General features: G+C 63.1%; 12 protein-coding genes. 7 read left to right on the forward strand and 5 right to left on the reverse strand.

Annotated elements, in window-relative coordinates:
• Window positions 1–531 (reverse strand): NUDIX hydrolase, encoded by a 531-nt coding sequence (locus tag IPM16_08885; GenBank protein MBK9123221.1) that lies wholly within the window; start codon window positions 529–531, stop codon window positions 1–3.
• A gap of 10 nt (window positions 532–541) precedes the next feature.
• Entirely contained in the window at window positions 542–1,393 is an 852-nt protein-coding gene (locus IPM16_08890) for a LysM peptidoglycan-binding domain-containing protein (GenBank protein MBK9123222.1), read from the reverse strand.
• 130 nt (window positions 1,394–1,523) lie between these two features.
• Between IPM16_08890 and IPM16_08895 the strand changes: the two genes are divergently transcribed.
• Together IPM16_08895 and IPM16_08900 are read left to right on the forward strand one after the other, a co-directional pair.
• Entirely contained in the window at window positions 1,524–2,342 is an 819-nt protein-coding gene (locus IPM16_08895) for a hypothetical protein (GenBank protein MBK9123223.1), read from the forward strand.
• The gene (locus tag IPM16_08900) at window positions 2,339–2,803 is read left to right on the forward strand and encodes an acyl-CoA thioesterase (protein MBK9123224.1); all 465 of its coding nucleotides are present in this window, start codon (window positions 2,339–2,341) and stop codon (window positions 2,801–2,803) included. Before IPM16_08895 ends, IPM16_08900 begins: the two co-directional genes overlap by 4 nt.
• Here IPM16_08900 and IPM16_08905 read toward each other — a convergent pair.
• On the reverse strand, window positions 2,800–4,638 hold the full coding sequence (locus IPM16_08905; GenBank protein MBK9123225.1) for a trypsin-like peptidase domain-containing protein: 1,839 nt from the start codon (window positions 4,636–4,638) through the stop codon (window positions 2,800–2,802). The two genes, IPM16_08900 and IPM16_08905, sit on opposite strands and share 4 nt — an antisense overlap.
• Window positions 4,639–4,807: 169 nt before the next feature.
• Here IPM16_08905 and IPM16_08910 point away from each other — a divergent pair, with 169 nt between their 5' ends.
• Together IPM16_08910 and IPM16_08915 are read left to right on the forward strand one after the other, a co-directional pair.
• Window positions 4,808–5,587: an electron transfer flavoprotein subunit beta/FixA family protein gene (locus IPM16_08910; GenBank protein ID MBK9123226.1), complete on the forward strand. Its 780-nt coding sequence runs from the start codon at window positions 4,808–4,810 to the stop codon at window positions 5,585–5,587.
• A 1-nt stretch (window position 5,588) separates the two neighbouring features.
• Complete coding sequence (locus IPM16_08915) at window positions 5,589–6,620, forward strand: electron transfer flavoprotein subunit alpha/FixB family protein (GenBank protein MBK9123227.1); 1,032 nt, start codon at window positions 5,589–5,591, stop codon at window positions 6,618–6,620.
• 71 nt (window positions 6,621–6,691) lie between these two features.
• On the opposite strand, the gene IPM16_08920 is transcribed toward IPM16_08915, so the two are convergent.
• Complete coding sequence (locus IPM16_08920) at window positions 6,692–7,081, reverse strand: hypothetical protein (protein ID MBK9123228.1); 390 nt, start codon at window positions 7,079–7,081, stop codon at window positions 6,692–6,694.
• Between the two features lie 13 nt (window positions 7,082–7,094).
• A complete protein-coding gene (locus tag IPM16_08925) occupies window positions 7,095–8,552 on the reverse strand; it encodes a PLP-dependent aminotransferase family protein (GenBank protein ID MBK9123229.1) in 1,458 nt (485 codons plus the stop codon).
• Window positions 8,553–8,733: 181 nt separating this feature from the next.
• On the opposite strand from IPM16_08925, the gene IPM16_08930 reads away from it, so the two are divergent.
• From IPM16_08930 to IPM16_08940, 3 genes are read left to right on the forward strand one after another with little or no spacing between them, the layout of a single operon-like run.
• Entirely contained in the window at window positions 8,734–10,449 is a 1,716-nt protein-coding gene (locus tag IPM16_08930) for an arginine--tRNA ligase (protein ID MBK9123230.1), read from the forward strand.
• Window positions 10,450–13,875: a UvrD-helicase domain-containing protein gene (locus IPM16_08935; GenBank protein MBK9123231.1), complete on the forward strand. Its 3,426-nt coding sequence runs from the start codon at window positions 10,450–10,452 to the stop codon at window positions 13,873–13,875.
• On the forward strand, window positions 13,872–14,837 hold the full coding sequence (locus IPM16_08940) for a hypothetical protein (GenBank protein ID MBK9123232.1): 966 nt from the start codon (window positions 13,872–13,874) through the stop codon (window positions 14,835–14,837). Before IPM16_08935 ends, IPM16_08940 begins: the two co-directional genes overlap by 4 nt.
• Window positions 14,838–14,852: the final 15 nt, after the last annotated feature.

The raw sequence follows: 14,852 nt of genomic DNA on the forward strand, positions 1-14,852 counted from the left end.
TCACAGGCCCAGATGACGCGCGACGCGAAGAATGCCGATAATCGATTTGCCGTCGTGCAGCATGCCACTCTGTGCTTGTTCCAACGCGTCCCGTAATGGCATTCGGCTGACCTCGATAAACTCGTCGTGGTCGGCCGGCAGCGGAGAGTGTTCGAGGTCGGTCGCCATGAATAGGTGAATCAGCTCGGTTGTGTAGCCGGGAGCGGCGAAGAACGACCCCATCGGCGTCAAAGAGCGCGGGATGTAGCCGATTTCCTCCTGAAGCTCGCGCCGCGCGCATTCCGCCGGGTCCTCGCCCGGATGCAGCGTGCCGGCCGGAATCTCGATCAGTACGTGATCGGCCGCGGTGCGATACTGTGATACGAGGATGACGTTGCCGTCCACATCGATCGGGACAACCGCCACTGCGCCGGGATGGCGCACGATCTCGCGCTTGGCCGCGTTACCGTCCGGCAGCGTGACGTCGACAATGTCCAACGTCACAACCCGGCCCTCGTAGATCCTTTTCGAGGCCGTCAGCGTCTCTTTCATGCCGCCCCCTTTACTGTAGGCGCAGCGTCGAGTTGAAGTAGATCAAATCCGGGTTGACGATCCCGTTCAGCGATTGAATGTCCCGGATCAGAACGTTACAGCGCAGCGAAATGGCGAACAGCGTGTCGTACTGCTCGACCACGATCGACGGGCCGCACGTGCTGCCCGTTGTTCCGACGCCCGAGCCGGTTCCCGTTCCGGGGAAGGAGCCGCTTTCGGTGCTGCCGGTCCCGGTGCTGGGGACCGTACCCGGAGCGGGTTGTCCGACACCACAGTTCGGAATGCGGATTTCCTGCCCGACACGAATCAGAGCCGGGTTGGCAATACCGTTGTAGTTCGCCAGCGTGATGTACGACATGTTGTACTGCAAGCCAATGCGGAACAGGTTCTGCCCTGCGGCCACAATGTGCACGCAGTCGCCGGTGCCGCCCGTCTGGAATGTCGGCGTGAAGGTCGGGAACACCGCGAACGTCGGGTCGAGCGTCGGGCTGAGCGTGGGAAGTTGGAAATCGATCTCGGCCTGCGCGGTCTGCGTCAGGGGGATTCCGGTCGCTGCCGCGACGGTCAGCGTGACTTCGAGAATGATCGGGTCGATGGTCGCCTCGACCACCTGCGCGATCGCCGTGAGCTGTGCCAGCTCGTTCGGGTCCGGCGTATTGGTGACGACGATGAACTCCGGCTCAGGCGTGGGGCCGGGCGTATGGGTCTCGGTCGGCGTCGGTGTCAGGCTGGGCAACAGCTGCGGGATCGCCGTCGGTTCGGCTGCACCTTCGCTGGCAGACAACAGACATCCTCCGGCCATCAATGCAGCGAAAATGAGGGAAGCCGCAAACGCGACAAGGCGCGCACTGAGCTGCTGCATATCGATCCACTCCCCTAGACAGCGGCTGGCAACACTTCGATTATAGTGGGTGATTCGTCGTTTGACCAACACGCGGCCTCAACCTATACTTCCGCGCATGAACCGCTACTTCTCCCTCACAGCAATCTTAATGCTTGCGGCCGCGGGCTGTGACGTCGCGTTCGGTCCCGAGCCCACCGCAACGCCTACGCCCGCGTTTCCCGAACTTGCCCCAAGCCCGACCATTGACATCCACCCGCCGACCGAGATCGCAGACGACGGCGCGCTAATCCTTGAAGGTGTCACCAACCCGACGGCGGCGGCCCTCCCTGCCGACTCGGCCTTCCTGCCCGCGATGCCGACGCCCGACCTGAGCAATCGCCCGATCTTGATTGAAACGATGCTGCCGTCCGGCACGAGGGTCGATGGTGAAGTGTGGCTGCCCGGTGGCCGCGCGCCGGGCGTCGTGCTGTTCGGCGCGACGTTTGAACAGTGGGCGGGCTTTCCATCACAGCTGCGGCAGGCCGGCTATTCGGTGGTTGTGTTCCAGTGGTCGCGCAGCATCACTCCGGATGACTTCACCATGCTGCTGAATTCAGCGGCGCTTCAACCGGGTGTCGACCCCGCACGCTTGATCTTGATCGGCGCGGAAGCTGGCGCAGACTCCGCGCTTGCAGCTTGCGCCGCAGACGGCCGGTGTCTGGGTTCGGTTCTGCTCAGCCCGCAGGGTTCGGACGATCCCCAAGCCGTGATGGACGCGTACAACCCGCGGCCCATCCTGCTCACGGCCAGCGAAGTCGACTCGGCATCGCTGCGCACGGCGAACACACTGCGTCAGCTCGCGACCGGATCGGCACTCCTTCAGCCGTTTGAAGACGCCGGGCGCGGTACGCAAATCTTGTTCAACCGCCCCGACATGGTTACGCTCATCGTCGACTACTTGGCGACCGTCACAGGATCCACGCGATGACACACGACATCCCCGCGCCAGAGGGCTACCGATACCTGACGGTGATCCCCATCCGCTACGGCGACATGGACACGCTCGGCCACGTCAACAATGCCAAGTTCCTGACCTACCTCGAACAGGCGCGTGTCGGGTACTTCCGCGATCAGAAGCTGTGGGACGGCAGCCTGTCGGAGCGCGGCATGATCATCGCCCGCGCCGAGATCGACTTCCGCGCGCCGATGACGCTCGATGATCGCGAGGCCTATGTCTGGACACGTGTGAGCAGGCTTGGCAACAAGAGTTTCGACATGACGCATGTGATCACCGTCATGCGCGAGGGACAGCCGGTCGTGACCGCCGACTCGCGTACCGTCGTTGTCGTGTTCGATTACACGGCGAACGCCACGGTCACTATGCCTGACGCGTGGCGTTCGCTGCTGCTTGCGTATGAGCCGCTGCTGGGCGGACCCAGCTCCGGCTAGTAGTACAGCTCGAAGTTGTAGCCGCCGCTCGGATTGTTCAACGTACCGCTGCCGTCCACACCGATGTTGGCGACGACATAGGCGCGCTGCGTGCCGGTCAGCCCGCGCGGAAGCTGCGAGTACGGCACGTGCATCCAGTAGTCCGTCCACGCGCTGGAGTCATAGCTTGGCGTCACCACTTCCTGTACCGTAAGTCCGCCTGAAGGGTCGCAGTAGTAGGTGTCGCTTCCGCACGGGATCGGTGTGCCGTCCGCCCAGAAGAAGAACAGCGCAACGCGCACCGGAACGCCCCGATGGCCCTCGGCCTCAAAATCGACGTAGGTCTTGATGCCTTGCTCGGAACTGCGGTCGCCGCCGACGTCGAACTCCATGCGCGTGATCGTGATCGAGAAGTCGCTCTGCGTGTTGGTCGTTGGTCCGCGCGAACCCATGGTGATCGTCACCGGCGCCGGTGAACTCGGATTGGTCAGCGTCGTTCCGTTGTTCGGGCCCACGTTGGCGACGACCTGAAAATTGACCGTCCCGGTGAAAGAGTCCGGCAATCCGATGTACGGAATCCAGAACCAGTAATCGTCCCAGATCGTGTCGTCAAACGACGGTGTCAGGACGGACTGCACGGTCAGGCCGCCCGACGGATCACACTCGTCTTCGGTCATGTTTTCGCACGAGATCGCCGAACCGTCGTTGTTCAGATAGAACAGGGCCGCGCGGATTTCCTGATCGCGGTAACCGACGGCTTGAATCTCGGTATGCACTTTGAACCCAAGCTCGCCGGTATCGTTGGCCGTTACGTCGTACTCGATGTTGGTGATGCGAATCGACAGCCCCTGATTGGCCGTCTGCTGAGTCTCGTCTGCCGGGTATCGCACGCGCGATGAGGCGGTGAAGTCGCGCTCGCGCAGGTTCACCAGCGCCGTGGCGCTGCAATCTTGCAGCAGCATGTCGTAGATGCCCGGTTCGATGTCGACAGAGAAGGATGTCCCCGGCGGAACAGTGCCTGTGTTCCCTAGGCGATCCGGTCCCCAGTCCGCGGCGTTACTCGGCGCGATGTAGATATAGCAGATCTCGGTGGACGACGTGTTGTCGAGCGTCACCGTCACAACGTCGGGGATCAGGCCTTGCGCATACGCGCTCAGCACCGTTTCGACCGCAACGAACGGCAATACACCGCCCAACCGGCCGAGCGTACGCTCTTCACTGCGGACCATCGTCGGAAGGCCGAGGAAACGTCCGTTGACATCGACAACCAAGCCACCTGAGTTGCCCGGCGAGATCTCGGCGTCCGTGCGATACCACAGCGGTACGCGCCGGTCGAACAAGTTGGCGTTCTCAACGCTGGTGATCGACCCCTGCGTGACGACCAGATAGCCGTCGCCGACGGTCGGGTATCCGAACACGTACACCGAGTCGCCCAGCGCAATATCCCCTGCCGCCTCGTTGATCACAGGCAGGTTGAGCGTGGCCGGGTTGATCGGGCTGCGGTCCGGCGCGCGGTCGATTTGCAGAATCGCAAAGTCGATTTCGTTGAATGCCCGAACCAATGACGCCCAACCGATCACTGCCGGAAGTTCGCCCTGCGCGGTCGTCTGGTAAATCTCAAAGTCGGTGCCGCCTTCCACGACGTGCCGATTGGTATAGATCAAGCCGGTCGGCTCGACAATCGTGCCTGAGCCGGTAGACACGGGTTCGCCGTCTACGTACTGCAAGATAAACACCACCGATTGCGAGATTTGCTCGATGGCTTTTGGTGTCAGGCCGCTTTGTGCGTTCGCTGCCGGCGCCACACCGGCACACAAAACCGCCGCGATGATGATGAGCAGTGCGAATCGGCGCATGTTTTTTCCCTCGTTTCCGCCACGGTCGTCACTCGTCCCTGAAACGATTATGACACAAGTTTTGCGCACGCGTGCTAATCGTACGCCCGACGATACGCAGTTCAATTTCTTTCGGCCTGACGATACAATACGCTGTTAAGTGCGTAGGGTACTTTTGGAGGAATTTCCCTTGCAAATCGTTACGTTTACTCGCAGTACGCCGGATACCGCCGCCCGCGTCGAAGTCGGCGGCGACGGCAAAGTGTCGTGGGGCGGCGCGTCCACCGTGGTCAATCCGTGGGACGAATACGCTCTCGAAGAAGCCATCGTTCAGGCCAAAAACATCGGCGGCAAAGCGACCGTCATCGCGATCGGACCTGAGATGCACAGCGAAGCCCTCAAGCACAGCCTCGCGATGGGTGTGGACGAGGCCGTGCGCATCGAAGACCCGGCGCTCGATCCGGTCGACGGCCTATCCTATGCCGTTGCCGCCGCCGCCGCCGTCAACAAGCTGGAGGATGTCAAGTTGATCATCTTCGGCAAAGAGGCGGTGGACGTCGGCACCGACCAACACACGGTGATGATCGCCCGCAAACTGTGTTTCCCGCTCCTCACCGGCGTTTCGAAGATCGTCTCGATCGACGCGGCCGCCGGCACCATTCAGGTCGAGCGCGCGCTCGAAGGCGGCAAGCAGGTTATGACGAGCAGCCTTCCGGCGGTCATCAGTGTGACCAAGGAGATCAACGAACCGCGCTACCCGTCGTTCATCGGCATCCGCAAGGCGAGCAAGGCCACCATCCCCGTCTGGTCGCTGGCCGACCTCGGAGTATCGCTGCCGGCGCGCCGCACGGTGGTTAACGCCTATTCGAACCTGCCGCCGCGCAATGTCGAGGTCGAGTTGATCGACGGCGAACCCGCCGAACAAGCCAAGAAGCTGGTCGACCGACTCCTCGAAGAAAAGGTGCTCTAACATGACCGTTCTAGTCTGGATTGAAACCGAAGGCGGCAAAGCCAAGCCCACCAGTTGGGAGGCGATTGGCGCCGGCAAACTGATCGCGGATGGCTTCGGCGTCGGTGTCACCGCGGTCGTGCTCGGAGAGAACGCGACAGATGTCGCGCAAGAAGCGCTCAAGTTCGGCGCGTCCGGCGCGCTCGCCTGCGACGACCCCACACTGGCGACCTACCGCTTCGAGGCGTATGCGGCAGTCTTGTCCAAGCTGGTTGCCGACCGGTCTCCCAAGGCATTCGTCGCCGTGGCGACATCGGCGGGACGGGAACTCGTCGCCGCTGCCGCCGCCGATACCAACAGCGCCATCGTCTCAGAGGCCATCGAACTGAGTGTGGCGGATGGTCAGGTTGTCGCGACGCGCCCTGTCTACGCTGGCAAGCTGCTCAGCCAAGCCGCCAGCACCGGCGAAGGGACGGTCTGCGTGACCGTTCGTGCCCGGGCGTTCAAGGCGCCCGCAGAGGGCGCGGCTTCCGGCAGCGTCGAGACGGTCCCTGCGGTGCTGACTGAAGATCAGGTTCGCACAAAAATTGTCTCGTTCGAAGCCGAAGCCGGCACGGTCAACCTGACGGACGCCGCGATCCTCGTCAGCGGCGGGCGCGGCATGGCAAACAACCCGAAGGACGCCCCCGCCGGCACCGAGAATCCCGAAATCTGGAAGGCGCAGGACGCGTTCGCCAACGTCATTCAGCCGCTGGCCGACGTGCTCGGCGGCGCAGTGGGCGCATCGCGCGCGGCGGTCGACGCGGGCTACATCTCGTACGCGCATCAGGTCGGCCAGACGGGCAAGACGGTCTCCCCCGACTTGTACGTCGCCTGTGCGATCAGCGGCGCAATTCAGCATCAAGCCGGTATGCGCACGAGCAAGGTGATCGTCGCCATCAACAAGGACGCCGAAGCGCCGATCTTTAAGATGGCGCGCTACGGACTGGTTGGGGACGTGTTCAAAATCGTGCCGGCGCTCACGGCCGAGCTGAAGGCACGCCTCGGCAAGTAATCGCGGCTAAGCTCAAGACAAAAAGGGTCGTCCATGCGGGCGACCCTTTTCACTTCAGTAGACGTGCGGTGCTATGCGACTTTGACGGTGCCTCCGGTTCGCATCGCGTTGGCTTCGATCAGAAGCGCCGCCAGCGCATCGCCGTCGATGTCGTATGGGGCCATCCAAACCGTGACGTGCGAAGGGAAGCGTGCTGCGTCTTCGGCGCGGCCGCCGATCCACACGACGATATCGTGGGTGCGCGGGCTTGGCGCGGTTACCGAGGCGAGATGCGCGGCGAAGTCAGGCAGCCAGCCCTCGCGCCCGTCGATCACCACCACGTGCGGCACGTAGAAGATCGTCTCGGCGAGCGCGTCGGACAGGGATTCCGGCGCAAACACGGCCCATTGATCGGCCAAGGCGGACGCGCTGAGGCGCGTGACGGGGTTGTTCGAGGCGTAGACAATCGTGAGTTCGTTCATCTGTTAGTCTCCTTTAGCGCATCAAGTGATGCACAAGATCGGCAAGCCGCTTGGCGGCATAGCGCAAGGTGTCCGCGTTGTAGCGGGCGAATGACAGCCGGACGGCGTTGTCGTGAATTCCATCCGGGTAAAACACGTGCGAAGGAGCAATCGCGATTCCGCGCTGTAGTGCCTCGGTGAACAGGGTCACGGCATTGACCTGTTCCGGCAAGCGCAGCCACACGTAGAAGCCTCCGGTCGGCTTTTCGAACTGGACCCCGTCCGGCATGTACTCGTCGAGTGCAGCACACAATGCATCGCGCCGCACCCGATACTCGGCTTGAATCCGCCGCATGTGCTCATCGTACTGACCCGAGACGAGCATGTCGGTGACCGCGCGCTGGGCGAGCCCGTAGGCACCCCCACACGCGATGTTGCGCAGCGTGATCAACTGCTCGCGCAGGGCGCCGCGCGCGACGATGTAGCCGATGCGCAGAGCCGGCATCATCACCTTGGAGAACGTGCCAATGTGAATGACATCGTCATCGAGCGCCAGCAGCGGCATCTGCGGGGCGCCGTCGTACACCAGATCGCGGTACGTCGCGTCCTCGATGACCTGAAGGTCGAGTTCCTGCATCGTACGCACAAAGCGGTGGCGGTCGTCCGCCGACCAGTGCGACCCAGTCGGATTCTGGAAATCCGGCGATGCGAGCACAAAGCGCGGGCGCGGCAGCGAATCGCCGGTGCCACCGACGGTCGTCTGGCGCAGTGTATCGGCCAGCGACGGCCAATTCGGTCCGGACTGCTGCAGCCGATAGCCCAACACGTTGTAACCGAGGCGCTTGAGGTTCATCGTATACAGGAAGAACCCCGGCGCCTCGACCAGCACGGTATCGCCGTAGGTGGCGAGCGCGCGCGCCGTCAGATTCAACGCTTCTTGCGCGCCCACGGTGACGATCACGTCTTCAGGATCGACGACCGCCCCACTCTTGGCCAGGTGCCCCGCGATGGCGCGGCGCAGCGGTTCGTAGCCGCTCGGGTCTTCGTAGTTGAGCGCCTCGGCGCGGTCCCGGCGCAGCGCGCGCGATCGGGCGGCCTCGTACGTTTCGATCGGCATGAGTTCGTCGGCAGGCAATCCCAACGCCAGCGAGATCACGCCGTCGGCACGATTCACGCGCCACAACATGCGCACGATGTCATCCGGCTCGCGCAGGGCCGGCATCATCGCCGGAAGCTGACGCGACGACACGACCAGCCCCGGCACGATGTAGCTGCCGCTACCCTGTGTCGCGTCGATTACGCCGCGCGCCTTGAGTTCTTCGTACGCGTTGACCACCGTAGACCGGTGAACCTGCAACGACTCGGCAAGCTGTCGCGATGCGGGTAAACGCGTACCCCCGGCGAGCTGGCCGCCGACCGCCAGCATGGTCACATGGTCGGCGATCTGCAAATACAGCGGCTTAGTGCTGTCGACATCAACTGGGACAATCATCGTATGCGCCTCCCCCGGACGGGCACAAGAACATTGTCCGACACATCTGTTTTTCACGACACTACCAATTCAGGAGGTGTTTTCCGACCACCGCCACCCATGCCAAGCGCGACTACCGGTTTGGCTAAGATGGCGTCTATAATGATGCGGTTCGCACCTCGTTTCGCCGTAAGGACTCCCTGTGGATTCGCTGCTCAATGCCCATGCCGGTCTAATCAAACGTGCGGTCTCCGCCGCACAGGCCGCTGGCGACCTCCCCGCCTTCGAACTACCGGCTATCGAGATCAAGCCGCCCGCCCGCGCCGAAATGGGCGATTATGCGTATGCCGGCGCGCTAGCCGTCGCGAAGTTGGCGGGCATGAAGCCGTTCGACATCGCTCAGGCCATCGTCAAGCACCTGCCCGCCTCAGAGTTCGTCGCGGGTGTCGACGCCGTGATGCCGGGATTTGTCAACTTCCGCCTCAGCGCCGATTGGCTGCGCGCGCAGATCGACTCGATCGTCGCCGAGGGCGACGCGTTCGGGTCGCTGTCGATTGGCGCGGGCAAGCGCGCGCAGGTCGAGTTCGTAAGCGCCAACCCGACCGGCCCGCTGCATATCGGCCGCAGTCGCGGCGCGATCGTCGGCGATACGATGGCCCGCCTGCTCGAAGCAGCAGGGTACGCGGTCGAGCGGGAGTACTATTTCAACAACGCCGGCATGCAGATGAAGCATCTCGGCACCAGCCTGCAGCTGCGCTACTTGCAGCAGCTCGGCGCCGACGTCGTGCAGCCTGCATCCGACGACGGCACGTTCTATCAAGGCGAGTACTTGATCGACTTTGCGAAGGATCTGATCGCAGAGGTCGGAGACTCGTGGCGCGACCGGTCGTGGGAAGACTTCAAGGCGTACGCGGAGAAGAAGATGTTCGACATCATCCGCGAAACGCTTAAGCGGATCAGCATCGAACACGACGTTTTCTTCAATGAGAACTCGCTGTACGAAACCGGCGCGGTGTGGGACACGCTGAAGGCATTGGAAGCCGCCGGGTTAATCTACGAGTCTGCCGTGCGTGAGTCCGAGCCCGAAGAAGTGAAAGCCGAGAACGCGCACCTGCCGCCGGCGAAGTGGTTCCGAAGCACGGCGCTCGGCGATGTCGAAGACCGTGTCGTCCTCAAGAACGACGGCTCGCCGACCTATACGCTGCCCGACATCGCGTACCATTTGAACAAGCTGGCACGCGGTTTCGATCTGCTGGTCAACGTGCTCGGCGCCGACCACGATACGGAGCACAAGGTCGTCAAGTACGGCCTGAAGGCGCTGGGCGGCGATACTGCCAAGCTGCACGTCATCATCATGCAGTTCGTGCGCCTCATCCGCGACGGCAAAGAGGTCAAGATGAGCACCCGGCGCGGAAACTACGAGACGCTGGACGACCTGATCGATCAGACCAGCCCCGACGCGGTCCGCTACATGCTGCTTGCCCGCAGCGCCAACAGCCGCCTCGACTTTGACCTCGATCTGGCACTCAAACAATCGTCGGACAATCCCGTCTACTACATCCAGTACGCCTATGTGCGGACTGCCGGTATCCTGCGCGAGGCGGACGTACGCGGCTTCTCCGATGCCGGCGCAGACCTCAGCCTGCTGGGCGACGAGGAACTGGCGTTCATCAAGCGCTGCCTTACGCTCGGCGACGAGATCGCGTTGTGCGCCCAGACGTTCGAGCCGCATCGTATTGCGTTCTTCGCGCAAGATCTCGCTAACCAGTTCCATCCGATGTACGACCGCGTCCGCGTATTCGGCGATGGCATTGGCGACGACATCGCCAGAGCGCGCCTGCGCTTCTATAAGGCGGCCAATGTCGCGTTTCGCCGTGTCCTCTCGCTGATGGGCATGAGCACGCCGGATCGGATGTAGATGTCCGAAAGCGCAGCCCGCCCCCGCCTCGACGATCAGCAGCGCCTCGCCGTAGAGACGCTGGATCGCAGCGTGGCGGTCGTGGCGGGAGCAGGCACCGGCAAGACGACCGTGCTGGTCGAGCGATTCGTCGCCTTGCTCGACACCCGCCCAGACTGGCCGATCACGTCGATCGTGGCAATCACCTTTACGGAACGCGCCGCGGAGGAGATGCGGTCACGCGTCCGCCAACGCATCCTCGAACGCCTTGCCACGGCGCAAGGCAGCGACCGCCGCCGCTGGGCCGATCATCTCGCCCGGATTGAAGCTGCGCGAATCTCGACAATCCACGGCATGTGCAGCGAGGTCATCCGCGCCAATGCGGCCGCTGCCGGCGTCGACCCGGGGTTCCAAGTCGCAGACGAGGCTACCGCGGCCGTGCTGATGCGGGACGCACTGGCAGTCGCCTTGCGGGAGATCGTCAGCGCGGAAGCCGATACGAACGACCCGGACTTCTCTGCAGCACACGCCGTACTCACTGGCTACGAACATACGAAGATTGAAGAAATTCTGCTGAAACCCAAGCAGTTTCGTGGTCTGCAGCCCTTGCCGTCCTCCGTCGACGAAGTCGAGGCGATGTACGAGGCTTACGCCGCGGATGCCTTTCAGCGGTTCTTTAAGAGTTCGCCGGTGATGGAACTCCGGAGTTTGGTTCCGCCGAACGCGCCAGAGGATTTGTTCGTCGTAAAAGTGCTGGAAGCGCAGCGAATTCTCACAGATGCCGCCGAAGCGCCGTCGGCGGCGACCTGCATGGAGGCTCTGGCTAGGTTCGACATGGTGGTTTCCGGCGGGTCCACTAAGCTTTGGGACGTGGGCGATCTCGCCTATGCGAAGTCACTTGTTTCGGAAATCAAGCAGGTACTAAAAAAGCTCTCCGAGGTACTCACGTTCGACCGCGATGTTGAAAAGCTCGCGCTGCGCTTGTCCCATGGCTGGAGCATGCTGATCAACCGCGTGTTGGCGGCCTACGAGGACCGCAAGCGCGCCGAGAACGTGCTCGACTTCGAAGACCTTGAGATCAAGGCGGAAGCGCTGCTGGCGCGCCCCGAGGTACGCCGGCGCTATGCCGGCCGCGAAATCCGGCACGTGATGGTCGACGAATTCCAAGACACCAATCACCGGCAGTGGAACATCACCCAGGGTTTGGCGCCGGGGCTGATGGACGGCGGCGTGTTCATCGTCGGCGACCCTAAGCAGTCAATCTACAGGTTCCGCGGCGCGGACGTCACGATTTTCAGGGCGGCCAGCGACCAGATCGAGCGCGCAGGCGGCCTTGTCGTCCGCATGAACCGGTCGTACCGGACGCACAGCGCGCTCATCGCCCAATTCAACCGCCTGTTCACCGGTGTGATGCGGCCCTCGCCCGACGCCGCGCAGATCGAGCAGTTCGTGACCTTCGACGAGAATCACACGCTCGTGGCCCAGCGCGAAAGCCCGGACGACCACCTCGACGTGCAGCTCATCGGCCTTGACCCATCCACCAACAATCGGAACGTCGCCTCGGAAGCGCGGATCGTTGCCGCGCGCATCCGCGACATGGTGACGACCGAGAGCCTTACGGTCGTCGACCGCCGAACGAATCAGCCGCGTCCGGCGGGTTACGGCGACATCGCCGTCTTGCTCCGCAGCTTCAAGTCAAATTCGAAACATTTCGAGCAGGCATTCGTCGAATTCGGCGTACCTTATGTGACCCAAAGCGGCGGCGGATTCTACGACCGGCGCGAGATTCGCGACCTCATCGAACTGCTCAAGGCGCTCCGCAACCCGGCTGACAACCTCGCGCTGGCGGCGGCGCTGCACAGCCCGCTGTTCGCACTCTCTGACGTCGACCTGCTTGCGCTGCGGACCCGAGGCGGAGCGCTGTTTGAGGCGCTGGACGAGGAAGCCGCGCTGCAAGCCGAGCACGAATCGCTCGAGCACCCGATCGTCTTTGCGAACACCATCTACAACGGTTTGCGCGCGATCGCTGGCCGTGTCTCGGCGGATGCGCTGCTGTTGCAGGCCATTGCCGAGACCAACTATCTCGCGTCGATCGGTCGGCTGCCGGACGGCCCGCAAATGCGTGCCAACGTCGAGAAGCTGGTGGACATCGCCCGCGAGTACGGCGCGGCCGCACTGCCCGACTTCATCACGTTCCTCGACGTCTCGCGCGCTGAAGATGTCAAGGAGGCGGGCGTCGCGCTCGACAGCAGGTCGTCGGTGCGGCTTACGACGATTCATGGCTGCAAGGGCCTTGAGTTTCCGGTCGTGTGGCTTGCCGACGGGAATCTCGCTACGAGAGCGTCGGGCAACACGGTGATCGCGGCAGAGTCGATCGTATGTGCGCTCCCCAAGCTTGGAGAGGACAAGTCGGACTCGAAAGCGTTCTTGTACCAAAGGGCGCAGAAACACGGCAAGGAGGCGGACGACGCCGAGGTGCAGCGCCTTCTCTACGTCGCCGCGACGCGCGCACGTGACGCCCTGTTCATCAGTTCGTCAAAGCCGAAGTTCCTAAGCGCGCTGTCGGAGGCGCTCGACGGTCAGGCGATCACGGTTGCCACAACGCCCCAGTCGCCGCAACTGACGCCCGAATTGCTGCAGCGCGTTAAAGATACCCGCTTTCCGCTCGCCGAGACCCTGCCTGCCGCGCCGCCGCCGTCGCGCCGCCGCCTCACAGCAACCGACATCGCCGACTACGGCAGCCTGATCAACGCCGACACCGAGGAGGAGCGTGACTACTACCGTCACCGTATCCGGCGCCGGCTCCACGCTGACGACTTCGAACCGGTCGAGTCGCTGACCTACGACGCGCAAATCGGTATGCCGTCGCAGCGCCGGATTGGATCGCTGGTGCACAGCGCGCTGCTGTATCGGGTAGACGCGATGATGAAGAACGATCCTGAAGGTGCAGATCAGGCGATAGATTCGCTGGTGTGGGAGGCAGGCATCACGCTGTCGGACGCGCGCCGCAAGGTCGTCGATCGTGTTCGCAGCTACCTCAAGTCGTACATCAACAGCCCGATCGCACGCGACATCGATCGGGCGAAAGAGGTTTACCGCGAGCTGCCGTTCGTCATCGAGCGTGACGGCCAGCTCGTGCATGGCACGATGGACCTCGTGTACGTCGATCATGACAGCCGATGGACAGTCGTCGATTTCAAGACGGACTCGGTACCGGACGACATGGGGCGCATCACCGCGCACGCGCGTAGATACCTGCTCCAGCTTGCCGTGTACGCGGCCGCACTGCGCGAGCGAATCGGCGTTACCCCAACGGCGCAGGTCGTTTACCTGCGCTATCCGCAGCATGTTGTTACGCTGCCTGCGGCAGAGCTTGACCGAGAGCTTGAGTCGCTCAAGCTTGACGCAATCGACGCCAATTTCGATCTCAGCGGCCCGCGAACGTGAGAGGCCGCCTCGCGCGATGGATGCTGGCCGATGCCGGCCTCGATGACGACGCGGCACTGCGTTTGTTCGGCCCCGCGCCGCGCGGCCCGCGTCCGGCGGGGATCCTGCTGCACGTCCTGATCGCCGCCGTGTTGATCACCACCCTGATGGTCGGGGGGTACGCCGCCGGCTTCCGCCTTCCGACTCTGTCTGCGCAGGCGTATGCCAGCCTGTACGCACCGATGTTAGGCGGCCAAGCCGTCGTCAGCGCGTTGGTGCTCGCGCTGGGGCTAAACATCATTCCGACACTGCGACGGCGCGGCACGTGGGATCAGGTGCGTACCACAGCGGGCGGGGCGCGGGCAGGCGTGCGCGCCGCATGGGCGCACGTCGTATATCACCGTGTCAGCGGCTGGCTGATGGTTGTAGTCTATGCGCCGCGTGTGTTTCTGCTTGTGCTGCTGCTGTACGACTTGACAAGCTTTCGCGGGGATTACCTCGCGCAGGTGATCGGCGTGCATACTCCGCGCATCCCCGCCGTCCTCGATATCCCGCTGATGGGGTTGGTCGTCACTGCGGCCTTCGTCTTGCCATTTACCGCTGTTGGATTAGAAGCCGCCTGCGCGCTGCTGCTGTCGACGTTTCTCCGGAGCCGGCAGGCCATCGGCATGGCGCAGATCGGGCTGATTTCGGCGCGTATCGCGTGGGCAGTCGCACCCGTCGTACTGTTTAGCGCAATCATCTCGAGCACGTTAGTGGGGGGAAGCAGCCCATTCGGTACATGGATTGCCGGGTTTGCATCGACGGTGCTGGGGGATTGGGGCTTGAGCGGTCTTCACGCGGCTGAGATTGATCGCCTGTGGAGTGTGACTCCGTACTCCGCGCTGATTCCGGTACTGGCGGTTGGTATGGCAGTGTTGCAGTCCGGCCTCACGATTGTCGTGCTGAATTGGGCGGCACGGCGCGCCCAACGGCTCGACTGACCACGCGTTTACGGT

The sequence above is a fragment of the Candidatus Flexicrinis affinis genome (assembly GCA_016716525.1).
GTDB lineage: Bacteria > Chloroflexota > Anaerolineae > Aggregatilineales > Phototrophicaceae > Flexicrinis > Flexicrinis affinis.